A 23,188-nucleotide genomic window follows, 5' to 3' on the forward strand; every position below is an offset into this window, starting at 1 on the left:
ACGCCCCGCCGCGAAACTCGCACAACAAAAGGCCCGCCACCTGGCGGGCCTTTTTGTATCAGCAAGTTAGGAGCGTGCTGCCTTCACGCGCTCGGAGAGCTGGTCGAGCTGGTCGAAGAGCTCCTTCGGCACGCGGGAGCCGAGGCCCTCGAGGTACTCGCGGGCGTCTTCCACATCGTGTGCCCACAGCTCCGGATCCGGGTACAGGGCTTCCTTGACGTCCTCGACTGGGGTATCCAGGCCGGTCAGGTCCAGGTCCTCCACCTTGGCGGTGTTGCCCACCGGGGTCTGGTCCGCGTCGACCTTGCCCTCGATACGGTCGACGATCCACTTCAAAACGCGGGAGTTGTCGCCGAAGCCCGGCCACAGGAAGCGGCCGTCCTCACCGCGGCGGAACCAGTTGACCAGGAAGATGGACGGCAGACGGTCGCCGCCGCGCTCGCCCATGTCCAGCCAGTTCTGGAAGTAGTCGCCGACGTTGTAGCCGATGAACGGCAGCATCGCCATCGGGTCGTGACGCAGGGAGCCAACCTTGGCCTCAGCGGAGGCGGCGGTCTGGCCGGAGGCGAGCATCGCGCCGATCAGGGTGCCGTGCTCCCAGCTCAGGGCCTGGGTGACAAGCGGGACGGTGTCCGGGCGGCGACCGCCGAACAGGATCGCGTCGAGCTTGACGCCCTTCCAATCGTCGAACTCGGGGGCTGCAGTCGGGCACTGCTCGATGGCCACGCAGTAACGGGAGTTCGGGTGTGCAGCCTTCTCGCTGGACGCCGGGGTCCAGTCGTTGCCGCGCCAGTCGATGAGGTGCTCCGGCGCCTCGCCGTCCATGTCCTCCCACCACACGTCACCATCATCGGTCAGCGCGACGTTGGTGAACAGGGTGTTGCCCGGTTCCATGGTGCGCATGGCGATCGGGTTGGACTTGTAGTTCGTACCCGGGGCGACGCCGAAGAAGCCGTTCTCCGGGTTGACGGCGTACAGGCCGTCCTCCTTCAGGTGCAGCCACGCAATATCGTCGCCGACGACCTCCGCAGTCCAGCCCTCCAGCGACGGGGTGATCATGGCCAGGTTGGTCTTGCCACATGCAGACGGGAACGCACCCGCGATGTAGTAGTTCTTGCCCTCCGGGCTGGTCAGCTTGAGGATGAGCATGTGCTCAGCCATCCAGCCCTCTTCCTTCCCCATCACGGAAGCAATGCGCAGGGCGTAGCACTTCTTGGCCAGGATGGCGTTGCCGCCGTAGCCGGAGCCGTAGGACCAGATCTCCTTGGTCTCGGGGAACTGGGAGATGTACTTCGTGTCATTGCACGGCCAGGCGACGTCCTCTTCGCCCTCAGCCAGCGGTGCACCGACGGAGTGCAGACAGTGGACGAACTTATCGCCCTGAATCTTGTCCAGAGCTTCCTGGCCCATACGGGTCATCACGCGCATGGACATGACCACGTAAGCGGAGTCTGTCAGCTGCACGCCCAGCTTCGGGTCCGGGTCGCTGATCGGGCCCATGCAGAAGGGCACGACGTACATGGTGCGGCCCTTCATGGAACCGGAGAAGTGCTCCGTCATCTCTTCCTTGAGCGCGGACGGCTTCATCCAGTTGTTGGTGGGGCCAGCGCCCTCTTCCTCCTCGGTGGCAATGAAGGTGCGGGACTCCACGCGGGCAACGTCAGACGGGTTAGAGCGGGCCAGGAAGGAGTTCGGGCGCTTCTCCTCGTTGAGCTTGATCAGGGTGCCCTTCTCCACCAGCTCTGCGGCGAGACGGTCCCATTCCTCCTGGGAACCATCGGCGAAAACCACCTTGTCGGGCTGGAAGAGTTCTACAGCCTCGTTTACCCAAGCAATAAGTTCTTCATTATCGGTCGGAGCCGGGCCTTCCAAGCGTTGTACGGCAGTGGTCATGTGCTCTCCTTCATAGTTTTCGTCCGCGTATGTTCCCGCACATATCCTCGGGATTTCCAGAGTATCTGAAATAGGCTCGCCTCGAGTCCCCTTAGCATTACCCCAGGTGGCAAGCGACGATCTTGCGTGATCCACACCATAAAAATGCGTGCGTTTTTACCCTCCAAACCGCCCCATTCAGGGGTAGATGGGGACACCAAATCGGCAAAAGAATGGCGCTTGGTACTGGGAAAATGGGGGTCAACCGTGGGGTCAAACGGAAATCCCTGCCCGACATGACCGCACGCTACCCCCAAAGGTGGGGGGCAAGGGGGCGTCGATAAGCACTGCCCAAACTTGCATCCGCGCACGTCATGTGGACAATAATGACAATGAATACTCCTGATTTTTCTCAAACTCCCCGCGAGGGGACTGGCGAGCTGCCCGCCGGGCGGCCGCTGCAAACCGATTTTGGCACCGGCCTTGACTACCCGCGCCTCGGCTCGGTGACCTTCCGCCGCGGCACGCTCACCGACAACCAAGAGGCCCTGTTCAACGAGCACTGGCCGCGCCTGGGCAAGGTGCTGACCAACGAGACTGACGAGCATATCGACGTCGACGCGTGGTTCGGCCGCAGCGGCCACCCCACGATCCTGGAGATCGGCTCGGGCACCGGCACCTCCACCGCAGCGATGGCGCCGCTGGAGGCAGACACCAACATCATCGCCGTGGAGCTGTACAAGCCGGGGCTGGCCAAGCTGCTCGGCGCAGTTGTGCGCGGCGGGATCGAGAACGTGCGCATGGTGCGCGGCGACGGTGTGGAGGTGCTGGCCCGCATGTTCGGCGAGGAATCGCTGGACGGCGTGCGCATCTTCTTCCCCGACCCCTGGCCCAAGGCCCGCCACCACAAGCGCCGCATCATCCAGTCCGGCACGCTTAACCTCATCGCTACCCGCCTCAAGCCGGGTGGGGTGCTGCACGTGGCTACGGACCACGCGGACTACGCCGAGTGGATCGACGAGCTGGTCGATGTCGAGCCCATGCTGGAGTTCAAGGGCTGGCCGTGGGCGGAGGCCCCGCTCCTGACGGACCGCCAGGTCATTACTAAGTTTGAGGGCAAGGGCCTCAACAAGGATCACGTGATCCGCGAATACCTCTGGGAGAAGAAGTAAGGCATGGTTTTGCAGGACAAGTCGCACCCGTACACCCCCGGCGCACCCGCCGGCCCCGAGTCTTACCTCCTCGTGTGGGACGCGCCCAACCTGGACATGGGCCTTGGTGCCATCCTGGGTAGCCGCCCCACCGCCGCTTACCGGCCGCGCTTCGACGCCATCGGCCGTTGGCTGATCGAGCTGGCGCAGGAGCGCTCCGCCGCCGTCGGCTCCGAAGTCGAGCCGGAGGCCACCGTCTTCACTAACGTCTCCCCCGCCAGCGCGGACGCCGTGCGCCCCTGGGTTGAGGCGCTGCGCAACGTCGGTTTCGCAGTCTTTGCCAAGCCGAAGGTGGACGAGGACTCGGATGTGGACCAGGACATGCTGGATCACATCCGCCGCCGCCAAGAGGAAGGCGTGCTGCGCGGTGTGGTCGTCGCCTCCGCGGACGGGCAGAACTTCCAGGAGCCGATCGAGCAGCTTGCCGACGCCGGCATCCCGGTCACAGTCCTCGGCTTCCACGAACACGCGGCCTGGGCGGTGCAGTCCGAGACCATCGATTTTGTGGACCTCGAGGACATCCCGGGTGTGTTCCGCGAGCCGCTGCCGCGCATCAACCTGGACCAGCTGCCCGAGGGCGGTGCCTGGATGCAGCCCTTCCGTCCGCTGTCCGCGCTGCTGCAGAACAAGGACTAGGGAGCCAACACAGTGTTTTACAAGTGGGGCCACGCGGCATACCGCTACCGCCGGATCATCCCGCTGGTGGTCATTGCGATCATCCTGGTCATGCAGGTGCTCTTCGGCTCGAAGCTGGGCGAGCGCCTCTCGCAGGAGGGCTGGGAGGATCCCGGCGCAGACTCCACGGCCGCGGCCACAATTGAGCAGGACACCTTCGGCCGCGATAATGCGGGTGATGTGATCGTGCTGGTCACTGCGCCGAACGGGGTGCAGGACGAGGAAGTGATGCGCGCCGCGAACGAGCAGATCGGTGCGCTGCAGGAGAAGTATCCTTCGCAGATCGATCACGTGACCAGCTACTTTGCCAAGCCGAACCAGCAGCAGATCAGCCCGGATGGCACCCAGGCCTTCGCCGCAATCGGGCTCAAAGGCGACGGCGAGCAGACGCTGAAGGATTTCCGCACGATCGAGGCGGACCTGCGCGCCATGGAGCTGCCAGGCGACGCGAAGGTGCAGATCGCGGGCGCGACCGCCGTCGCCGATGCGCTTGACGACGGCATGGCTGACGACATCGCCCGCGCCGAAAAAGTCGGCCTCATCTTCGTTGCCTTGATCTTGTTGTTCGTCTTCGGCGGCGTGATCGCCGCGGCGATGCCGCTGATCGTGGGCATCCTGTCCATCCTGGGTTCCCTGTCGCTGCTGTCGATCCTGGCGCAGTTCCAGCAGGTCAACATCTTCTCCCAGTCCGTGATCACCCTGCTAGGCCTGGGTCTGGCCATCGACTACGGCCTGTTTATGGTCTCCCGCTTCCGCGAGGAGCTCGACCGCGGCCTGGACACGCGCGAAGCCGTCGCCGTGACCACCACGACAGCGGGCAAGACCGTGTTCTTCTCCGCGCTGATGGTGGGCGTGGCCCTGTCCGGCCTGCTCATGTTCCCGCAGGCGTTTTTGAAGTCGGTGGCCTACGGCGCGATCAGCGCTGTCGTGCTCGCCGCGGTGATCTCCGTCGCGGTGCTGCCCGCCTTGTTCGGCATGCTGGGCCCCCGCATCGACATGTGGTCGGTGCGCCGCACCAGCCGCAAGGCACGCCGCCTCGAAGACACCGTGTGGTACCGCATCCCCGCCTGGGCGATGCGCAACGCAAAGAAGATGGTCGTGGGTGTCACCGCCCTGCTCATCCTCATCACCGTCCCCGCCACCGGCATCACCTTCGGCGGCATCAACGAGTCCTACCTGCCACCCACGCAGGAGACCCGCCAGGCCCAGGACGAGTTCAACGAGGCCTTCCCCGCCTTCCGCACCGACCCCGTCAAGCTCGTGGTCACCGGCGCATCGAATGAGCAGCTTGTCGACGTCGTCATGCAGGCCCGCAACGTCGAAGGCCTTGCCAGCCCGCTTAAGCCTTCGCACCCGACGCAGGACGGGACGACGATCCTGTCCGCCCCGCTCGCGGACCGCAACGGCGGCCAGGAGGTCGTCGACGCACTGCGCGCCATCGAGACTCCGGAAGGCGTGGAGACCTACGTCGCCGGCACTCCGGCCATGGAGGTCGAGTCCATCGAGGCGCTACTCGAGCGACTGCCCTGGATGGCGCTCTACATGGTGCTCGCCACCTTCCTGCTCATGGCGCTGCTTTTCGGCTCGCTTATCTTGCCCGCGAAGGCCGTGATCATGAACGTGCTGGGCATCGGCGCGACCTTGGGTTTCCTCACTCTTGTCTTCGTGGACGGTGTTGGTTCCGGCCTGCTCAACTTCACCGCCGGCCCGCTGATGAGCCCGGTGCTCGTGCTTATCGTGGCGATCCTCTACGGCCTGTCCACGGACTACGAGGTCTTTTTGGTCTCGCGCATGGTGGAGGCGCGCCACAACGGGGCGTCGACAGACGAGGCGATCAAGGACGGCACCGCGCACACCGGCGGCATCATCACCGCTGCCGCCGCCATCATGATCGTCGTCGCGGCCGCGTTCGCGATGAGCGACATCGTGATGATGAAGTACATCGCCTTCGGCATGATCTTCTCGCTGGCTCTCGACGCCACGATCATCCGCCTCCTGCTCGTCCCCGCCGTGATGCACCTGCTGCGTGAGGACAACTGGTGGGCACCCCGCTGGGTCAGGCGCGCCTACGAGTCGCTTGGTGAGGGGCGCGGCACTCAGCCTGCGCCTGCGGCGGCTAGTGCTCACGCCGAAGCGCGCGGCGGCGAGATGGCGGTCGGGGACGCGGTCGTCGATACGCAGCCGGCCCGCTCCGGCGTCACCGTTGCCGAGAACCGCGACCTGGTCCCCTTCGACGAGCTCATGCGCCAGCTGGAGGAGCGGCGCGCACTCGAGTACATGAGGAAGCGCGAGCTTGAGCAGTAACCTCGCCCGGTGGCTGCGCTGGCTCGCACCCGTGGCGCTGCTCGCGGTGCTGGCGGTGGTGTTCCGCAGCGAGCTCGGCTTCCTCAGCGAGGCGTTCGTGGCCCTGCGCCGCGCCGTCGCCACCTCACCCGGCCCGCTTGTCGGCGCAGTTATCGGCGCCTTCGGCGCGATTTTCGCCATGGCAGCGGTGATGAAAATCCTGCTCAACGTGGACGCCCCGCGCACCGACTTCAAGCGCACCGTCGCACTCACGCTCGGTTCCAACGCATGGTCGACCTCCGTGCCCGGCGGGCCCGCGCTCTCGGCGTGGCTGACCTACCGAGTGCAGCGCAGCTGGGGCGCATCAACCGGCCTGTGCGGCTGGTTCTTCGTCATCTCCGGGGCTCTGTCCACGGTATGGATGGTGCTGATCGGCCTGGTCGCCGTTGTCTTCCTCGGCGCTTCACTCTCCGTGACGACGCTGGTAAGCACGCTTGCGCTCACCCTCGCGGTCGTCGCCGGAATGTTCTGGGCCACGCGCAACCCCGACATCCTCACACGCTGGGCCCGCTACCTGCCGACGAGTGTGCGCGACCGGGTCACGAACGTGATCCAGCAGGTCTCACAGATCCGCATGAGCACCGGCCAGTTCGCGGCCGCTGCATTCTTTTCCCTGTGCAACCGACTCCTCGACTTGGTCGTGCTCTTCTTCTGCGTCTGGGCCGTCCTCGGCACGCCGCCAGGCATGCAGCCCGGACTCAACGAAGCCTCGCTCATGGGGGTCACGCTCGCGTTCATCATGACCAAGCTCGCCGGCGCCGCCCAAGTCACCCCGGGTGGTGTGGGCACCGTCGAGGCCGCCGCTGCCGCCTCGCTCGTTGCCGCGGGCATGACGCTTATCGACGCCACCGCCGCCACCCTCATCTACCGCATCATCTCGTTCGTACTCATCACCGCAATCGGCTGGGTCGTCCACGTGATCTGCTACGCCGGGCGCGGTTACATGCTGGGCGCACCGTCGCGGTCGGGGTCTGACTCCGGCGAGCAGTGACAGTTTTCGCATTCGTTGTTGTCACATGTTTGTCGGCGAAGTTGTCGCCGTAGTCTTCGAGTGTCAGATGCGTGTTTCTGGTGCCGGTGTGTCAGATGCAGGTTTTTGGTACCGGTGTTCCGAAGACTCGGTACTGCCCTGTTCCGAGTAGTTGGTACCGCCACCGTCACCGGAGCCGAACCGACTGTAGCGGCTCGGGCATATGAATTTGTTGTCGTCCGGATCTACTGGGGCAGAGGCCTTGCGCGTGGTGAGGTCTCCTTAGTGGGTTCGGTGGTCGCGCTGTTGCAACCGGCTATTCGGCAGCAGTGCCCGTGATCATTCGGTAGCGGTTTGGTGCACCTCCTGGCAGCTTAGAACGCTGCGAGGGTCCTCGGACGGAGCCACCGTAGAGTTGGCGGTCCGGTATCGCGACAGCGTTGCATTTCGCGAGCAGGTCTCCAGACTGTCCCTTCCAAGCGGGAGCTGACGCAGACACAGGCACCAACGAGCGAGCGACGGCACTTCCAGCATCCACAATCAGAGAAGTCAAACTGTGCTTGTGATGGATTTAATAGCCACAGTTGGGTGTCGTTTCCATGGGTTGCGCCATCGAACTGGCATAAGATACTGGAAACAGCCTGAATCCCCCTCAGGCTAGGCTCGGCGGTCGAGCACCCCCGCTCCCGTCGGGCACCTAAATTTCGCTCGTTCGTAACCTAGCGTCGGAACCGCTTAGCTTCCGGCTCGGCCATGCGCCGGGGTGCTGGCGCGCGTGGGCCGTTATCGGCCCGCCGTGCGAGACTGGAAGATTCCGTCGTACAGACCGGACTCGTTCACCGTTGTAACCTGTTGTGACCTACCCAAACTGTCGATGACCGAAGTACTACTTCGGTCATGTTCTTCTAGTCGATCTGCCACTATTTGAGGAGCTTGAAGCTCCAGAACCTCGCACACATCCTTAAGAACAAACCAAGGCTCTTTACGTTCATCCAGCACCACGCGCACGTTATGCCCGCCAAAGCCAAACAGCTGGTCGTCCCTTCGATGAATATATTATTCGTAGCATGAATGAGCACTCCCTCACGCCTAACGACCTCGCCCCCGAAGGACTAAGCAAAGCAGTGCTTCAGCAGGTGTCTAGCGAACTTGGACTGTACGTATACATGCTTGTCGATCCTCGTAACGGGTTGCCGTTCTACGTGGGTAAAGGGCAAGGTTTGCGGTTTTCCTCGCACGATGATGAGGCTGACGCTGCATCAGGGGACGCGCCCGAAGAGAACGATCCCGAAATGAGCGAGAAGATCGAGAGAATCCGGGAGATTTGGGCGTCAAGTTTAAAGCACGAGGTTTGGATCTTGCGGCACGGGATGACGACTAAAAGGGAATACACCGCTGTAGAAGCAGCTGCTATCGATCTCCTCCACTCATTCCCTCTCGAAGTCCGATCCAAACGCGAACCGGTACCCGAAAGCTTTATGGATCAGCTGACTAACGCTCGTCGTGAATCTTCAAAAGGGCATGGGATTATGCTCTTGAACGACCTCGTCGCCGAGAAAGCCGCGCCTGAACTCACCCTAACGGAAGTTCCGATGCTGCTGATCACGCTTAAAGGTTGGATCGATAAGCCTGAAGAACCTATCCCGGGTGAAGAAACGCGAGACGGGTACGGGTACAAGCGTGAGTGGTTGACAAGTTCTGTTAGAGAGCAGCACTTTGAGGAAATCGGACGCTCGGTTTGTGCATGGTGGAGAATCGATCTGGCGAGGGTCGAGCGCAACAATATCGAGTACGCCGTCGCGGTGCACAGGGGTGTGACTCGAGCAGTGTTCAGGATCCTCCCCGGTACTTGGGAAGAGCAGGGCGGCCGTCGCGGATTCCAATTTGAGCCTGTCACCCGTGACGATGACACACTACCCGACCTGTACGACGAGGTTGTTGGCCCATACGGTCACCGCATCCCAGAGAAGAAGAAGGGTGATATGGCGCCCCTCCGTTACTGGCCTTATTCTTGCTAAGGCCACACGACCTGCTGCGAGTGAGATACACACGCTATTTCCCGTACCGCGAGATTTTCTTCGACGTCTGCACTCCCAGCGCACGATGACGCCTTGAAGCGGAGAGATTTTCGCCGGAGCTTGAGTTCTGGCCGACCACAACTCTTAGATTCGGTTGTAGTCCTCAACCGTGATAGACGGCTCGCACCGCTTTACAGGCTCACCGTTGTCATCGAGGACAGGCTTGCCCTGGTACATCGTCCAACCCAGGTACACCTTGTTATTCAAGATCGACTGGATCGTCGTTGCGTGCCAACCCTGAGTTTTCTTTTCCTTGAATTCCTTGCGAATGCTTGCACCTCACCATTATTGAGATCTCTGGCGATGTGAGGCATCGGTCGGTTAAGTAAGGTCTGCTGGAAAATCCACTGGAGTACCTCTTGCTGCTCCGGATCTTTGACTAGCTCGCGCCCACCGCCCTCGCGTTCAGCACTCTTATACCCGAAAGGCGCAACCCCACCCTGAAACCTGCCAGCTTTACGCACCGCGCGTTTGCCCGCGGTCACACGCTCTGTAAGTGTCTCGAGCTTGCCTTCGGCAACATCAGCGATCACGTTGGCAATCACCAAGAGAACGATCCATGCCCATAACAATGAGCTGATTCCCTTTTCGCAAATTCCCAGAGGGAAAGACTAGCCCGTCTGTGTTGTATGAGGTTAGGGTGCTTGTTTGATGAGCAACATGCTGAACCTGCTCAGGTGGTAATCGGGTTAGGCGGGTAACTCTGGGGTGAACCCCTGCTCTGCAGGTGTCCGAACATAAGACTTCAAAGGTGCTCGGAGGGGGGCATGGAGTCAGTTGCTTCTGATGGACGAGAGTTCTCCGCCCATATCCTTATCCCCACGGAAAGAAAAACTAGGAGGACTAGAGATGTGGCCAATAGTCCAAACCCTATCGAGTGGGTTGCCCATAAAACGATTAGTGCTATCGCGAAAACTGATAGCACGGCTAGGGTACTGTTCTTAATCTTTTGCATTGTATCCATAGTTTTATTGTTGCGAGCACCCGAGCTGGTCTTCAATCTGGCGGTAAGAACGCTTCCTAATCAGCAGCGTCATCACCGCACGGTAATCCGTCATCAGCGGACTCCTTCCAGCACGCGCCGCACCCAAGTGGTGCGGCTACCGGAAGTATCATCCCGAGCGCCCTGAGCTGCTACCAGATACTCACTGAAGTGCTACCAGATGGTCACGCCACTGCTACCAAATAGCCGGTCGCAATCTTGCGCCCGAGCGAGCGGAATGGATCAGCTCGATAGTGGGCAGGGATGCCGGGATGTCCCGGTGATTAATGACGAAGCTGAGTTGCAGTGGAATCTATCGTCCTACCTGTTGCTTTCGAGTTCGTGGCGTTGATCATTCCCGTTTAATTGGGATTTCCAAGCGAAGAGCGCCCTGACCAGAGCGGTTCCCGGCCAAGGCCCTGAATGGGCGGAGCGCTTAGTCCTTGCTATTGCGTCCTGAGCTGAGGCTCCAGTAGATGCACATTGCTCCGATTACGGCGACAGTTCCAGCAGCCGCGATAACCGTAACCTCGCCTGTGCCCCGAGAGATTGCCAAGAGCACGCTCAGCAGCGAGAGCACGATAGCGATGACGCCAGCACCGAGCCCTACACGTTCTGAAACATTCATCTTCAACACCTCCTAGCTGGGATCAGTAGTGCTTAGTTGAGCGGGCCGCAGTTAACCTTGCAAGCAGAGATCTATTGCCATGGCAGTTCCAATATAGGTCGCGGCTGCCCCTCCGATAACCAAGCTACCACCGAGTGTGAGCTGTGCCGTTGCCTCTGCGGCGAGCCGGCCGGGCGGTAGCACGTCGACAGGCATTACTTCCGCCCCTACGGGATGAGTCTGACAAGACGCTGTACAACCAGCCGCTTGCTAGCATGGCGGCATGAAGAAAACGATTTCTAAGCCCTACGCAATCGCCGCTGACTACGTCGCTATCGCGGTGTTTGCGCTGCTCGCGCGCGCTGCGCACCAGACCGAGGAGATGCCCTTTAACTTCACGGGCTGGCTGTCTACGCTGTGGCCCTTCGCGCTCGGCGTGACGTTGGGGTGGCTGATTGCCCGCGATAACAAGGGCGGCATCATTTGGCCGATCACCGTCATCACGGGCCTGGTGATCTGGGGTATTCGGAACCAGTCGATCCCCCACTGGTCCTTCATTATCGTGGCGACCACGATGTCGGCGCTGCTCATGCTTGGCTGGCGCGGTATCGCCAAGCTGGTGAGCAAGCGCAGCTAGCAAAGCGGAGCTAGAAGCGAATACCGAAGTTGTACAGCGGGTCGCCGGTCTGGATACCGTTGACAAACCAGACCAGCATGCTCAGCAGGTCACCGACGATATCGAGGGTGGAAGACAACATTATTCGCGCTACCTTTCTTGCGTGATCAACGTACGCATAGCCTATCGGCTATGTCACGAAAGTGTTACAGCGGGCTGATCGTGTGCTTCTTCGGCAGGTCCTGCGCTTGCTTGGTGGAAAGCTGGTGTAGGGCACGTCGCAAAGCGATGCGTGTCTCGTTCGGCTCGATCATCTGGTCAATGTACCCGCGCTCCGCGGCCACGTACGGCGAGGTCATGTTCTCGTCGTAGAAGTCCATGAACATCTTCTTCATCGCCTCGCGCTGGACGGGGTCCTCGATGGCTGCGAGCTGCTTGCCCTGGATCATCACCACGGCGGCAGACGAACCCATCACTGCGATCTGGGCGGTGGGCCACGCCAGGTTGATGTCGCCGCATAGGTTCTTCGAACCCATCACGGCGTAGGCGCCGCCGTAGGCCTTGCGCACAATCAGCGCGACCTTCGGCACGGTGGCCTCCACACCCGCGAAGGCGAACTTCGCGCCGCGGTGGATCAGACCCTCGCGCTCCTGCGCCACACCGGGCAGGTAGCCGGGCGTGTCCACGACGTAGACGATGGGGATGTTGTAGGCATCGCAGGTGCGGATGAAGCGCGCGCCCTTATCGGCGGCGTCCGCATCGATGCAGCCGGCCTGGTACATCGGGTTGTTGGCCACAAAGCCGACGGGGCGGCCGTCGATGCGCCCGAAGGCACAGATGAGGTTTTCGGCGTAGTTGGCTTGGATCTCGATGAGGTCCTCGTCGTCGCCAAGCTGGACCAGCAAGTCCATCATGTCGTAGCCGGCGTTCGTGTCGTCCGGCATGAAGGTGTCCAGCGCGCTGTCGTCGAGCTCCTCGTCCTCCGGTGCCTCGACGAGCGGGGCCGGGTCGAAGGCTGAGGTCGGCAGGTGAGAAAGCAGGTCGCGAACGTAGTCGAAGGCCTCCTCCTCGGAAGCCACCACCGCCTGGATGTTGCCCGACTGCTCCTGCACACGCGCCCCGCCCAGCTCGGCAGACGTGATGTCCTCGCCGGTGACCTCCCGAATCACGTTCGGGCCGGTCACGTACATCTCGGACTCGCCGTCGACGGCGACCACGAAGTCGGTGGTCACCGGGGCGTAGACCGCACCACCAGCGGACTTGCCCAGCATGATCGAAATCTGTGGGCTGCGGCCGGACAGCGGCAGCTGGCGGCGCGCGATCTCGGAGTACATGGCCAGCGAGGTCACCGCGTCCTGGATGCGGGCACCGCCCGAGTCTTGGATACCGATGACCGGGCAGCCGATTTTGATGGCGAACTCCATCACCTCGACCACCTTGCGGCCAAAGGTCACGCCGACGGAACCGCCGTAGACGGTCTTATCGTGGGCGTAGATGGCCACCGGGCGGTCGTCGATACGCCCGTAGCCGGTGACCACGCCGTCCGAGTAGACGGCCTTCTCGTCACCGGGCGTGCGCGCGAGCGCCCCGATCTCTACGAAGGAGCCCTCGTCGAGCAGCGCGGCAATGCGTTCGCGCGGCGTGGTGCGCCCCGCGTCGTCGCGGCGTTTCCGGGAGCGCTCCGAGCCGGGGTCCTGGGCCTTTTCCAGCCGGGCGCGCAGGTCTGCAAGCTTATCGGCGGTTGTCATCCTCAATCCAATCATTCATGTGCTTGCCCACGATCCCCACCGCGGGCTCGTCCACTACGGCGAGGTGGTCGCCGGGCAAGTGCACGATCGTCAGATCCTTCACGATAGCGCCCCAGCCGCCGTCCTCGTCAATGTGCGCGTAGTTCGGCTCCAGCGCGATCGCGCCGTCGTGCATCCGCTCCGCGCGGAACAGCAGCACTGGCACGTTGACCTCGGCCCACTGGGTGAAGTCCAGGTGGTTGAGGATCTGGTTGTCCACAAAGGAGGCGCGCTGGTGCTCGAGCACACCGGCGGCCAGGCCGTGTTCGGAGGCGTCGGTAGTGGCGAGGAACTGCGTGAGCATCTCCAGCAGCGCGTCCTCACCAGCGGTTTCGAGCAGCTCGTACGGCACCTCGAAGTCCAGCCCGTACGTCTCCTTGGCAAACGCAGCGTAGCGGCCCCAACGCGCCTTCGTCTCTTCCGGCGTGTCCGGAATCGGCTCGCTCGGCTGCGTCGTATCCAGCAGCGCGATGAAGTCGATCTTGTCATTGCCCAGCTGGTGCGCCACCTCGTAGGCCAGCGCGCCGCCGAAGGACCAGCCGGCGAGCACGACCTTGCGGCCCTTTGCCAGCTTTTCGATGTCCTCCACGTACGCCGCGGCGCGCTCCTTGAGCGAGCCTTCGCGACGCTCCACGCCGTAGACCGGAACGTTCTCCTTCAGGCGGCGGGCCAGCGGCGCGTACACGCTCGAAGACCCACCCGCCGGGTGGAACACGAAGACCGGGTTGACCTCGTCCGAGCCGTCGCGGAAGACGCGAATATTGCCCTCCACCTCGGTCTCGAGCCCTTCGCGCACGAGGTTCGCCAGCGGCTCGAGCGTCTCCGCCTCGAGAACCTGCGCAGCCGAAACCTCGATGCCGGAGCGCTCAGAAAGGTGCGCCGCAATCTCTTCCGCCTGGGCCTCGCTTATCGACGCCAACGTTGATGTCACACCAGCCGCAGCCTTCCCCGCGTACTTCGCCCACGTGCCAAAGACAAGGCGCTCGGAAGCATCGCGCGGGGCGACGCCGACGCCCTGGCCGGGCTCAGCGGGCTCAGCGGCTGCCGGTTCCGACGCCTCAGGCGCAGCGCTTTCGCGGCCCGCGACGGCGTCTTCGACGATGCGGATGACGTCGGCGACGGAGGCGTCGCGAAGCGTCTGCACCTGCAGCGGCGGGATCTGGAAGTCATTTTCCACGCGGTTCTTAATGCGCATGCCCATCAGCGAATCCAGCCCCAGGTCGATCAGGGGCAGCTCGTCGGGCAGGTCGTCCGGGTCGTAGCCCATGGACTCGGTGACGATGCCGCGCAGGCGCTGCGCGACCGTCTCGCCGGAGGCCGGGTCCCAGCGCACTTCGTCCACGCCCTCGGTGCTGGGCGCTGCGACTACCGCGGGGGCAGCTGCAGGCTCAGGCGCGGCAACGCCCGCGAGGTGCCCGTCGCCGCCCAGGTCGAGCGTGGTGACGAAGCCCTCGGCGAGCAGGGTGTCCTCGTGGTAGACCTCGACGCTCGCGCCGCCGAGGCTGCGCCTAACCACGGTGGTCACTTCGCCGTCGGCAGGCAGGTAGCCGTGCTCCTCGCTGGCCACAACGCGCGAGTTCGGCAGCACCTCCGCGGCCGCGGCCTCGATGAGCTGGTAGGGGCTAAAGACCTGGTCCGCCTGGGTGGCAAAAGCCACCTGCCCGCCCGGCAGGTTCACCCGCGAGCCCAGCAGCGAGGTCGCGGCCGAGGAGGGGCGAGCCGCGGTCCAGTAGGAGTTGGCGTGGAAGACGGTGCGCGGGGCGTCGATACGCGGGCCCGGCCCGTACAAGGGGGCGAAGTCGACCGGCATGCCGCCGACGTAGAGCTTGGCGGCCAAGTCGATGAGCGAGCCGACTTCGTCCACCTTGCGCTTGGCGGTAAACAGCAGCTGCGCGTCCGGCTTGCCCACGGAGAAGGCGGTGTTCATCATGCCCATGACCGCGACCGGGTTCGGGGCGACCTCCACCAGCGTGGTGTGGCCCGCGGCGAACGCGGCCTCGGTGGCGTCCTGGAAGTAGACCGGCTGGCGGGTCATGCGCAGGAAGTACTCCTCGTCGTGCACAACCGCACCGGCGGGGTAGACCTCGCCGCGATCCACCGAGCTAAACAGCGGCACGCGCAGCGGGCGGGCCTCGATGCCTGCGATGCTGGCGGCCAGGTCGCCCAGGATCGGGTCCAGCGCGGAGGTGTGACCCGCGCCGCGCACGTTGAGCTTGCGGGCGAACTTCTCCTCCGCGGTCAACGCCTCCACGATGTAGTCGACCGCCTTGCCCGGGCCGCCGACCGTGGTCATGCCGGGGCCTGCGTAGACGGCGGGTTCCACGCCCGCTGCCTCCGGGTGAGCCTCGATGAACTCGGCGAGCTGTTCGCGCGAGAGCTCGACGACCGCCATGGCACCTTCCTCGTCGGTACCGGCGATCATGGCCTCGCCCTCGCCCATCAGGCGGGCGCGCTGGCAGGCGATCAGCATCGCGTCCTTGGCGGTCAAACCGCCCGCGGCATAGCCTGCGGCGATCTCGCCCATGGACATGCCCATCGTCGCCGCCGGGGTGATCCCTACCGAGGCGAGCAGGTCAGTCTGCGCGATCTGGATCGCAGTGATGGTGACCTGGCCGGTCTCCGTGTCGTAGGTCTGGCCGTCGTCGGTGATGATGTCCAGCATGGACCAGCCGGCCTCGTAGCGGACGTGCTCATCCAACTCGCGCATGCGGGCGGCGAACAGCGGGGACACGTCCAACAGGCGCTTTGCCATTTTGCGGTGCTGCGAGCCGAAACCGGAGTACACAAACACCGGGCCGGTCGCGCCGGGCGCGTCCGCGACGGACACGCCAGGGCCCACCTTGCCGTCGGCAACCAGGCGCAGGCGCTTGATCGCCTCCTCGACGGTGGTTGCCTGCACGACAGCAGCAGAGCGGCCGTGGTTGCGCTTGGCCAAGGAACGTGCCAGCGGTGCGAGCTCCTTGCCCGGGTTGGCTTCCAGATAGTCGGCGAGCTGTGCTGCCGCCTCCTTGCGGCGCGAAGGCAGAAGCCCCGAGACCGGCAGGGCGACCTGCTCGGAGGCGCCAACCACGAAAGCGTCGTCGGCAGCAGGTGCCGCCTCGTAGTCAGCCGCGTCAAAGTCGGCGACGACCACGTGCGCGTTCGTACCGCCGAAACCGAAGCCGGACAACCCGGCGACGCGGCGGCCCGAGTAGCGCGGCCACTCGCGCGGATCGGCGACGACCTCAATGCGCTCAGCGTCAAAGTCCACGAAGTGGTTCGGGGCCGTGAAGTTCGCGCTGGCGGGCACGATGTCGTGCTTGAGTGCCTCGATCACCTTGATCATCGCCACCACGCCGGCGGCGGACTCGGAGTGACCGATGCTCGACTTCGCCGAGCCCAGCAGCAGCGGCTCGGAGGCGTCGCGGCCGCGGCCGAGCACCTCGCCGAGCGCGGTCGCCTCAATCGGGTCACCCAGAATGGTGCCGGTACCGTGCGCCTCGACCAGGTCCACGTCGTGCGGGTCGATACCCGCGTCCGCGTACGCGCGGCGCAGCACGTCCACCTGCGCGTCCGGGTTCGGGGCGGTCAGGCCGTTGGAGTGCCCGTCGGAGTTGGTTGCCGAGCCCTTAATCACGGCCAGGATCTCGTCACCATCAGCCATCGCGTCGGCGACGCGCTTGAGCACGACGAAGCCTGCGGCCTCGGAGCGGACGATGCCGTCTGCATCGTCGGAAAACGCATGAATGCGCCCGGTCGGGCTAATCACGCCCAGCTCGGAGAACATCAGCGAAGCAAAGGGGTTGGCCAGGATGTTCACGCCACCGGCCAGGGCCAGGTCCGCCTCGCCGTCGCGCAGCGCGCGCACCGCGTGGTGCACCGACACCAGCGAGGACGAGCAGGCGGTATCCACGTTCATTGACGGCCCGCGGAAGTCAAAGGCATAAGAAATGCGATTCGGAATGATCGAGCTCGCCGCACCGGTCAGCGCATACGGGTGCGCCTGCGCCGGGTCCGCGCCCATGAGCATGCCGTAGTCATTGGCCGAGGAACCCACGAACACACCAACCGGCGTGCCGCGCAGCGAGTCCGCCGGGATGTGCGCGTCCTCCAGCGCCTCCCACGCCACCTCGAGCATGATGCGCTGCTGCGGGTCCATGTTGGTGGCTTCCAGCGGGGAGAGACCAAAGAACTCGTTATCAAAGGTGGAGATGTCGTCGAGGTAGCCGCCGTCGGTGGCCTCCTCCGCCATCTTCGTGCGCAGGTACGGATCACCCGAGTACTCGCTCCACCTGCCCTCGGGGAGCGGCCCGGTGGACACGTGCCCGTCGAGAAGCAGCTGCCAGAAGGCCGCCTGATCCTTCGCACCCGGGAAGCGGCCGGCGGAGCCCACGATCGCGATGTCGCGCTCGGCCGGAGCCAATGCTTCTCGACGCCCCGTCGTCCCCACCTTCGCGCCCCCGGAAACCGGGGCCTGCGTGAGCGCCTTGGCCAGCGCCAGGATCGTCGGGTGTTGGTAGGCAATCGTGGGATCGACGCGGCGGCCGAGCGTGCGCTCGAGCTCGCCGGAAAGCACCACGGCGTCTCGAGACGACAACCCGTAGGACTCAAGCGAGCGGGCCGGATCGACCTCTTCGGCGCTGGCAACGTCGGTGGTCTCGGCCACCCACTGGCTCAGCCAGCGGATCAATTCAGTCTCAGACATTTTCATAACATCCAAGACTATCGCCCTACTGCGCGTTTTCGTTAGCACGCTCCTGGTAGCGTTTCGCGTTCACGCGGCGGGCGATCTTGCCGGAGGAGGAACGGGCGATCTCGTTCGGCGCGAAGAACTCCACCACGTCCGGAGAAATGCCATGGTGGCTGGACACGGCGGCGCGGATTGCGTCCACCGCAGCGGCGTCGTCGGCCTCGTCGGCGGTGTCGCCGCGCTCGACCAGAATGATCAGGCGCTCCACGTCCTCGCCCGGGATGGAGAAGGCGGCGACGGAGTCCTTGCGCACCTGGTCGGAGGACTCCATGACGGTGGCCTCAATGTCCTGCGGGTAGTGGTTGCGCCCGGCAATGACCACGAGATCCTTCACGCGGCCGGTGATGAACAGCTCGCCGTCGACAAGCACGCCCAAGTCGCCGGTGTTGAGCCAGCCGTCCTTCGGCAGCCCCTCCTGGAGCGTGGTACCGATGGTGTTGGAGAAGGTGTCGGCGGTCTCCTCCTTGCGCTCGAGGTAGCCGCCAGCGACGTTCGGGCCGTGGACCCAGATCTCGCCGACGTTGTTCTCGGCCACCTCGTCCTTGGTCTCCGGGTCGACGATGGCAAAGTGCATCCAGTTGACCGGCTGGCCGTTGGCGGCGAACTCCACGCCCTTGCCCTCGGCAACCGGGGTGGCCTTGCCCGCGGCGAGCTCCTCGCGGTCGAAGGTGGCAAAGCGCGGGATCTCGGCGCTCTTACCGGCCTGCGGGGTGGTCACGATCAGGGTGGCCTCGGCCAGGCCGTAGGAGGGGCGCAGCACCTCGCGACGCAGGCCGTGCTCGCCGAAGGCGTCAAAGAAGGCGTCCACGCCCGGCTTGGTCACCGGCTCGGAGCCGATGATGATGCACTCGAGCTGGGAGAAGTCGTAGTCCGGCATGTCCGGGCCCGGCGCGGCGTAGCGTGCCGCCATGTCGAGCGCGAAATTCGGGACCACGGTGTAGACGTGCATGTCCTCCGGGTCGCCCTCGCGGCGGGAGAGGCGCTCGACCCAGCGCTTCGGCTGCTGCACGAAGGCCTGCGGGGTGAAGATCTCCATCTCGTTGCCCAGGATGATCAGCAGCGTGCTCACCACGATGCCCATGTCGTGGTGCAGCGGCAGCCAGGACACCAGGCGCATCGGCTGGTGTACGCCCACGCCCGCGTAGATCTGGATGACGTTGGAGACGATGGACTCGTTGGTCAGCTCCACGCCCGCAGGCGTGCGGGTAGAACCGGAGGTGTACTGCAGAAACGCGGTGTTCTTCGAGGTATCGGTGCCCGGGGCGACCTCGAGCGGTGCCCAGCTTTCGGCGAGCGTGTCCGGCAGCGCGTCCACCGCGATGACGCGGGGGCGCTCAGCGGACGGCACGTCGGCGAAGTAGGCGCGCACGGCAGGCGCGCCCTTCTTGTTGGTCAGCACCGTGGTCGCGCCCGAGTCGTAGAGCACGGCGCGCAGGTGATCCTCATGGCCGGGCTCGTTCGGGTCGTACAGCGGGATGGGAACCTGGCCCGCGTACATGCCGGCCATGAAGCCCAGGATGTACTCCGGCGAGTTGCCTGCCAGGATGGCCACGCGATCACCGGGCTTGCCCACCTGCATCAGACGCGCTGCGATCGCCTTGATGCGGGTGTTGACCTGGCGGCGGGTGTACTCCACCGTCTCGCCCTCTGCGGACTCGGAGTAGTCCCAGAAACGGATGTTCACCGCGTCTGCCTGGCCCGCCTGGACGGCGGCACCGTAGAGCATCTCCGTCATGGCGGGGATGGTGAAGTTGGGCGGCAGGGCGATCTGGCCCTTCTCGTCAAGGAAGCGGGCGATGATTGCTTGGAGATCCATGAGGTGGGTTCCTTCTAAACTAGTTAGTTCCTACAAAGAATCTATAGTAGTGCGTGCCCACTCCACCGTCCACTGTGGAGTAGTCGTACCCGGAATCACATCCGGGTTTGTGGCATACATCGCATGATTCCCGTTCGCCATTACTAGCTCTTGCGCACGCTCCAAGGCATTGCCCACCCGCGAGGGTGCATCGCACACCGCATCTGCAGGCGCGCAGATCTCAAAGGCGCGGTCCGCAACCTCGCCGAAACCGCCCGGTCGCGCCCCCGTCATCGTCGCGCCCGGCGTCGCCCCGTCCACCACAAACTGCAGCGGTTGCAGCGCGATCTCCGCGCCCACGCCCTGCAGCGGCACGCCCGGGTTGACGCCGACGCCGTTCTCGCGGCGCCCGTCAGCAATCATCACCGCGCCTAAAAGGCGCTCCGGCGGCACGGCGTTCGCGCCGGTACCGATCTCGTTGGCCACATCGCCGACGATCACCGCGCCCTGGCTAAAGCCGGCGATGATGAACTTCGTGCTCGGGCACGTCTTCGCCACGTGCGCGAGCTCCCCGTTGAGCTTGGCCTTGCCCTCCGCGCGCGAAGCGTCGTAAGTCATCTCGCGACGCCCGCGCTCCGTCTGAATATTCCGAAACTGCGCGGTGTACGGCACGGTAAAGACTCGCACGTGGTTGATGTCGTAGGCCTGCTGCAGCGGCTGCGTAATAGAGAGCATGAAGCTCTTCGGATTCGCCTGCGGATTGAACGGGTCATCGTCCACCGCGGACTCCCAGGTCCCCGGCACCGAGACAAACTCCACCGCCGGGCACCAATCCGGCTCGGCCGGTGCCTGCGCGCTCGTCTCCGCCCCCTCATCTTGCCCCGGGACCGGGGAAAGCGAGGGGCCAGAATCCTGTGCAGTCTGCCACTGGTAAATGCCCAGCCCGATCACCCCAAGGACGACGAGCACGGCAGCAACAATAAACGCGTTGCGCCCTTTGCGCATGGAAACCCTTTCTTAACAGAGGTTCGCGCGCGCGGTATCCGCAATCAGCGTGCCCAGGGTCGCGGCGTCCATATCGGTTCGCCGCTGCTCCACGAGCTGGCCTGCGACCGCGTCGCGCGTGACAGTATCGTCCGCGCATACGGTACGCCCCGTCGCTGTGAGTTGATCCTCAACTCCCTCAATGTTCAGCCCGCGCTCGCTGAGCTGCTGCAAGTACGCTTCCTCCTCCGGACTAAAGCCCGAGGACTGCTCCGGCGCGACCGACACCTCTTGCGCGGGCTGGTCGCGCGGGCCAGTGTTCGCCGGCGGTGCGGAGCTGCGCGTGGCCTCGCTTGTCGACGCCTCCGTGTCCTTCGCCGCCGACGCCTCCGATGTCACCGACTCCGTCGGCGTGACGTCGTCGCCCTCGACGGTGGTGGAGCCGGAGCAGGCGGTGAGGGTACACGCGAGCGTCGTCAAGCAGATGAGACCTGTAAGGCGCTTCATCGCTTCACCACCACGCCATTGACCTGCTCCAGGGTGCCGTGCTGGAAGTCAATGGTGAGACCGCCCGCGCGGATGTCCTTCATGTCGCTGACCGGCCAGCCCAGCTCGCCCTGCTCGTAACCGCGCTTGCCCCACTCGTCGAAGATGTCGCCGTAGTAGATCACGTGCGCGCCGGTGCCAGCGGAGAAGTAGATGTTGCCCTTCTCAAACGGCTGGAAGAAGCCGCCCTTGATGGCAATCTCGCCACCGGTCGGGTAGCCCAGCGCCGAGGTAGCGGTGCCCAGCTCCCCGTACTTCTTGCCAATCGCGCCGTGCACGATGTGGTGCGAGCCGTCCGGGTTGCGGGTGAGGTAGCCGCCCTGGAACTGCTGGACGTAGCCGTTGCCCACCTTGGTGGCCTCCGCGACCGGGTACTTCAGGTCACCGGTCTCGTAGCCGTTCTTGCCCCAGGCCTTGAACATGTCGCCCGGGATGGCGTAGGCACCCGTGTCCGCGGTCCAGTAGATGGAGCCGTGCTCGAAGTGCACGAAGCGGCCCTTGCCGTCCGGCGCGGTGATCTCACCCGTGGTGGGGAAGCCGAGCCAGCCCTGGGCACCGCCCAGGCCGGAGTACTTGGCCAGGATCGCACCGAAGAGCGCGTGCGCGCCGGTGTCCGGCGACCAGAAGGCGGTGCCGCCGCGGAAGTCCTGAGCCTTACCCTTCTTGTCCTTGCCCGCGTCGTACTCGTTGTTCACACACGTGCCGATGACGCCCGACTTGGTCACCTCAGCGATCGCGCCGACCGGGGTGCAGTCCGCGCCGCGATCCGCCTCAGCCACCTCGAGCGAGTTGGCGATGTACGGCCACGCCTGCGTCATCTCGAACTGCCAGTACTCCCAGGAGTGCACGCCCGAGGGGCGGAACTTCACAATCGGCTTGATGTTGGTGCGGCTCGCGTAGTCCACGAAGGTCTGGGTGGACAGGCGAGAGATGACCTCCAGGCCCACACCAGCCGGGTTTGCAGCACCCTTGGCCACCGACTCCGGCTTGCCAAAGTCGTCGCGGCCCGAGCCGGAGGAGACATAAACGGTCATGCCCTCCAGGTTCTCAATGCCCAGCTTCGGGTCGTGGTCGATCCAGTCCTGCGAGCCCAGCGGGCCCCACATCGCCTCGGCGTCGTAGCCACCCGCGTCCAGCTGTGCCGCCTTGATCGCGGTCGGCATGCCAGTAGTGGTGGTGTCCAGGTAGCCGGAGAACGAGCCGACAAAGTTGAACAGGTGCGGGTTGCGCTCCGCCAGGTTGACCGCGGCGGTGCCACCCATAGAGATGCCGGTCAGCGCGCGCTTGCCGTTGGAGCGGAAGCGGTTGTGCAGAATCGGCACGAGCTCCTTGGTCAGGAAGGTCTCCCACTTGTAGTGCTTGCCGTTGTTCGGGCGCTGCCAATCCGAGTAGAAGGAGGACTCGCCGCCCACCGGCAGGATCACGTTGACGTTCTTGTCCGCGTAGAACTGCTCGATGTTGGTCTCGATGGTCCAGCCGTTCTCGTCGTCGCGGGCACGCAGACCGTCAAGCGCCCACACCTCCGGGAACTTCGCCTCGGGGTTGGAGTGCCAGTCGCGGGCCAGGAGGATCTGCACCTGCACCAGCTCATCCGGCATCGCGGCGGACTTGATAAAGACGGCGACGCGGCGGTTGGTCAGCCACTCGATGCGGTCCACGCTCACGCCATCGGGCAGGCCCGGGATCTCCGGGTGCTCATCCACCTCGATCGGGGTGCGCTTCGGCGGATCCTTCGGACGGATCGCGTCCGACAGGCCGCGGGAATCGCCGAAGGTGCTGCTACCGCTGCTGCCGCTGCTGCTCAGCTGTGCTTGCGCCTGCGGTGCGACGGCGGGGAGCGTCGATGCGATCATGAGCATCGCGGTCGGCACTGCCGCCGCGCGGGCGGCACGCTGCCACATCTTGGGGGAACGGTGTTCGCGCATGAAGGTGTCCTGCCTCATCTTAAAAACGGTCATGTGAGCATCGCGCCGCCCGCTCGGCCAGTCCGGGG

Annotated in this window: 16 protein-coding genes; 6 read left to right on the plus strand and 10 right to left on the minus strand. The window is 64.4% G+C overall.

What is annotated here, in order from left to right:
- Window positions 1-66 precede the first annotated feature (66 nt).
- On the minus strand, window positions 67-1,893 hold the full coding sequence (locus tag HMPREF2550_RS02630; RefSeq protein ID WP_070762590.1) for a phosphoenolpyruvate carboxykinase (GTP): 1,827 nt from the start codon (window positions 1,891-1,893) through the stop codon (window positions 67-69).
- Between the two features lie 371 nt (window positions 1,894-2,264).
- On the opposite strand from HMPREF2550_RS02630, the gene trmB reads away from it, so the two are divergent.
- Genes trmB through HMPREF2550_RS02650 form a run of 4 tightly spaced genes read left to right on the plus strand, consistent with a single transcriptional unit; the run spans window position 2,265 to window position 7,092 of the window.
- Complete coding sequence (gene trmB / locus HMPREF2550_RS02635) at window positions 2,265-3,044, plus strand: tRNA (guanosine(46)-N7)-methyltransferase TrmB (RefSeq protein WP_070789529.1); 780 nt, start codon at window positions 2,265-2,267, stop codon at window positions 3,042-3,044.
- Window positions 3,045-3,047: 3 nt separating this feature from the next.
- Complete coding sequence (locus HMPREF2550_RS02640; protein ID WP_070789532.1) at window positions 3,048-3,719, plus strand: NYN domain-containing protein; 672 nt, start codon at window positions 3,048-3,050, stop codon at window positions 3,717-3,719.
- 12 nt (window positions 3,720-3,731) lie between these two features.
- Window positions 3,732-6,062, plus strand: a complete 2,331-nt coding sequence (locus HMPREF2550_RS02645; RefSeq protein ID WP_070789534.1) for an MMPL family transporter — start codon at window positions 3,732-3,734, stop codon at window positions 6,060-6,062.
- A complete protein-coding gene (locus HMPREF2550_RS02650) occupies window positions 6,052-7,092 on the plus strand; it encodes a lysylphosphatidylglycerol synthase transmembrane domain-containing protein (protein ID WP_070789536.1) in 1,041 nt (346 codons plus the stop codon). Before HMPREF2550_RS02645 ends, HMPREF2550_RS02650 begins: the two co-directional genes overlap by 11 nt.
- Before the next feature lie 762 nt (window positions 7,093-7,854).
- Here the strand turns inward: HMPREF2550_RS02650 and HMPREF2550_RS12605 are convergent.
- Window positions 7,855-8,079, minus strand: coding sequence for a BRO-N domain-containing protein (locus HMPREF2550_RS12605; RefSeq protein WP_371441163.1), 225 nt, complete (start codon window positions 8,077-8,079; stop codon window positions 7,855-7,857).
- A gap of 59 nt (window positions 8,080-8,138) precedes the next feature.
- On the opposite strand from HMPREF2550_RS12605, the gene HMPREF2550_RS02655 reads away from it, so the two are divergent.
- Entirely contained in the window at window positions 8,139-9,089 is a 951-nt protein-coding gene (locus HMPREF2550_RS02655; protein ID WP_141760495.1) for a GIY-YIG nuclease family protein, read from the plus strand.
- A gap of 144 nt (window positions 9,090-9,233) precedes the next feature.
- On the opposite strand, the gene HMPREF2550_RS12610 is transcribed toward HMPREF2550_RS02655, so the two are convergent.
- Together HMPREF2550_RS12610 and HMPREF2550_RS12005 are read right to left on the minus strand one after the other, a co-directional pair.
- Window positions 9,234-9,356, minus strand: coding sequence for a hypothetical protein (locus HMPREF2550_RS12610; protein WP_366105919.1), 123 nt, complete (start codon window positions 9,354-9,356; stop codon window positions 9,234-9,236).
- Window positions 9,353-9,697, minus strand: a complete 345-nt coding sequence (locus HMPREF2550_RS12005; RefSeq protein WP_141760496.1) for a serine integrase family protein — start codon at window positions 9,695-9,697, stop codon at window positions 9,353-9,355. Before HMPREF2550_RS12005 ends, HMPREF2550_RS12610 begins: the two co-directional genes overlap by 4 nt.
- A 1,324-nt stretch (window positions 9,698-11,021) precedes the next feature.
- Between HMPREF2550_RS12005 and HMPREF2550_RS02665 the strand changes: the two genes are divergently transcribed.
- Window positions 11,022-11,375, plus strand: a complete 354-nt coding sequence (locus HMPREF2550_RS02665) for a DUF3054 domain-containing protein (RefSeq protein ID WP_246819728.1) — start codon at window positions 11,022-11,024, stop codon at window positions 11,373-11,375.
- 185 nt (window positions 11,376-11,560) lie between these two features.
- Here the strand turns inward: HMPREF2550_RS02665 and HMPREF2550_RS02670 are convergent, their stop codons facing one another.
- Genes HMPREF2550_RS02670 through HMPREF2550_RS02695 form a run of 6 tightly spaced genes read right to left on the minus strand, consistent with a single transcriptional unit; the run spans window position 11,561 to window position 23,120 of the window.
- Window positions 11,561-13,102: an acyl-CoA carboxylase subunit beta gene (locus HMPREF2550_RS02670; protein WP_083319744.1), complete on the minus strand. Its 1,542-nt coding sequence runs from the start codon at window positions 13,100-13,102 to the stop codon at window positions 11,561-11,563.
- Window positions 13,086-17,825 (minus strand): polyketide synthase Pks13, encoded by a 4,740-nt coding sequence (gene pks13, locus HMPREF2550_RS02675; RefSeq protein WP_070789541.1) that lies wholly within the window; start codon window positions 17,823-17,825, stop codon window positions 13,086-13,088. The genes HMPREF2550_RS02670 and pks13 overlap by 17 nt, the downstream gene beginning before the upstream one ends.
- Before the next feature lie 25 nt (window positions 17,826-17,850).
- Entirely contained in the window at window positions 17,851-19,686 is a 1,836-nt protein-coding gene (locus tag HMPREF2550_RS02680) for a FadD32-like long-chain-fatty-acid--AMP ligase (protein ID WP_070762272.1), read from the minus strand.
- A gap of 30 nt (window positions 19,687-19,716) precedes the next feature.
- Complete coding sequence (locus tag HMPREF2550_RS02685) at window positions 19,717-20,670, minus strand: cutinase family protein (protein ID WP_070762271.1); 954 nt, start codon at window positions 20,668-20,670, stop codon at window positions 19,717-19,719.
- A 12-nt stretch (window positions 20,671-20,682) separates the two neighbouring features.
- A complete protein-coding gene (locus HMPREF2550_RS02690; RefSeq protein WP_070789543.1) occupies window positions 20,683-21,156 on the minus strand; it encodes a DUF732 domain-containing protein in 474 nt (157 codons plus the stop codon).
- Window positions 21,153-23,120 (minus strand): alpha/beta hydrolase-fold protein, encoded by a 1,968-nt coding sequence (locus tag HMPREF2550_RS02695; RefSeq protein WP_070789610.1) that lies wholly within the window; start codon window positions 23,118-23,120, stop codon window positions 21,153-21,155. Before HMPREF2550_RS02695 ends, HMPREF2550_RS02690 begins: the two co-directional genes overlap by 4 nt.
- Between the last annotated feature and the right edge of the window lie 68 nt (window positions 23,121-23,188).

This window comes from Corynebacterium sp. HMSC074A01 (genome assembly GCF_001831515.1).
Lineage (GTDB): Bacteria > Actinomycetota > Actinomycetes > Mycobacteriales > Mycobacteriaceae > Corynebacterium.

Coding starts and splice junctions, on each gene's coding strand:
- HMPREF2550_RS02630 (WP_070762590.1), bottom strand. CDS start 1,893: ATGACCACTGCCGTACAACGCTTGGAAGGCCCGGCTCCGACCGATAAT.
- trmB (WP_070789529.1), top strand. CDS start 2,265: ATGAATACTCCTGATTTTTCTCAAACTCCCCGCGAGGGGACTGGCGAG.
- HMPREF2550_RS02640 (WP_070789532.1), top strand. CDS start 3,048: ATGGTTTTGCAGGACAAGTCGCACCCGTACACCCCCGGCGCACCCGCC.
- HMPREF2550_RS02655 (WP_141760495.1), top strand. CDS start 8,139: ATGAATGAGCACTCCCTCACGCCTAACGACCTCGCCCCCGAAGGACTA.
- HMPREF2550_RS02665 (WP_246819728.1), top strand. CDS start 11,022: ATGAAGAAAACGATTTCTAAGCCCTACGCAATCGCCGCTGACTACGTC.
- HMPREF2550_RS02670 (WP_083319744.1), bottom strand. CDS start 13,102: ATGACAACCGCCGATAAGCTTGCAGACCTGCGCGCCCGGCTGGAAAAG.
- pks13 (WP_070789541.1), bottom strand. CDS start 17,825: ATGTCTGAGACTGAATTGATCCGCTGGCTGAGCCAGTGGGTGGCCGAG.
- HMPREF2550_RS02680 (WP_070762272.1), bottom strand. CDS start 19,686: ATGGATCTCCAAGCAATCATCGCCCGCTTCCTTGACGAGAAGGGCCAG.
- HMPREF2550_RS02685 (WP_070762271.1), bottom strand. CDS start 20,670: ATGCGCAAAGGGCGCAACGCGTTTATTGTTGCTGCCGTGCTCGTCGTC.
- HMPREF2550_RS02690 (WP_070789543.1), bottom strand. CDS start 21,156: ATGAAGCGCCTTACAGGTCTCATCTGCTTGACGACGCTCGCGTGTACC.
- HMPREF2550_RS02695 (WP_070789610.1), bottom strand. CDS start 23,120: ATGCGCGAACACCGTTCCCCCAAGATGTGGCAGCGTGCCGCCCGCGCG.